The following is a 1,378-nucleotide window of genomic DNA, read 5'->3' on the forward strand; positions in this document are numbered from 1 at the left end:
TTGGTCAAGCCCTCACCCGATTAGTAACAGTCAGCTCCATGCATTACTGCACTTCCACCTCTGCCCTATCTACCTCGTCGTCTTCAAGGGGGTTTACTTCTTTCGAATGGGATATCTCATCTTAAGGGGGGCTTCACGCTTAGATGCCTTCAGCGTTTATCCCTTCCGGGCTTGGCTACTCGGCCGTAGACTTGGCAGTCTAACCGATGCACCAGCGGCCCGTCCATCCCGGTCCTCTCGTACTAAGGACAGCTCCTCTCAGATATCCTACGCCCACGCCGGATAGGGACCGAACTGTCTCACGACGTTCTGAACCCAGCTCGCGTACCGCTTTAATGGGCGAACAGCCCAACCCTTGGGACCTACTACAGCCCCAGGATGCGATGAGCCGACATCGAGGTGCCAAACCACTCCGTCGATGTGAACTCTTGGGAGTGATAAGCCTGTTATCCCCAGGGTAGCTTTTATCCGTTGAGCGATGGCATTCCCACTTAATACCACCGGATCACTAAGCCCTACTTTCGTACCTGCTCCACCCGTCGGTGTCGCAGTCAAGCTCCCTTCTGCCTTTGCACTCTTCGAATGGTTTCCGTCCATTCTGAGGGAACCTTTGGGCGCCTCCGATACCCTTTCGGAGGCGACCGCCCCAGTCAAACTCCCCGTCTGGCATTGTCCCACCGCCGGGTCACGGCGGCTGGTTAGAAACCCAATACTGCAAGGGTGGTATCCCAACAGCGGCTCCACAATAACTGGCGTTACTGTCTCTAAGCCTCCCACCTATCCTGTACATGCAATACCGAGTCCCAGTACCAAACTGGAGTAAAGCTCCATGGGGTCTTTCCGTCCTGGCGCAGGTAACCAGCATCTTCACTGGTACTTCAATTTCACCGGATGCATTGTCGAGACAGCGCTCAAATCATTACGCCTTTCGTGCGGGTCGGAACTTACCCGACAAGGAATTTCGCTACCTTAGGACCGTTATAGTTACGGCCGCCGTTTACTGGGGCTTAAATTCAAAGCTTCGCTTGCGCTAACCTCTCCTCTTAACCTTCCAGCACCGGGCAGGCGTCAGCCCATATACCTCACCTTTCGGTTTCGCATAGACCTGTGTTTTTGCTAAACAGTTGCTTGAGCCTATTCTCTGCGGCCTCATTTCTGAGGCACCCCTTATCCCTAAGTTACGGGGCCATTTTGCCGAGTTCCTTGACAATGCTTCTTCCGCCGGCCTTAGGATTCTCTCCTCATCCACCTGTGTCGGTTTACGGTACGGGTACGGTATAAACAATAGCGGCTTTTCTTGACGCATGGCTCACGGACTTCACTACTTTATTTCGCTCCGCATCACGGCTTCCCATTGCCACCCGGATTTGCCAAAGTG

The 1,378-nt window shown here is 53.9% G+C and carries 1 rRNA gene; it reads right to left on the reverse strand.

Going from position 1 to position 1,378, the window contains the following annotated elements:
- Positions 1-1,378: ribosomal RNA gene (locus ACTNES_RS20820) — 23S ribosomal RNA — on the reverse strand; the annotation flags it as partial.

This window comes from Blautia sp. HCP3S3_D9, assembly GCF_052063845.1.
Classification (GTDB): domain Bacteria; phylum Bacillota; class Clostridia; order Lachnospirales; family Lachnospiraceae; genus Blautia_A.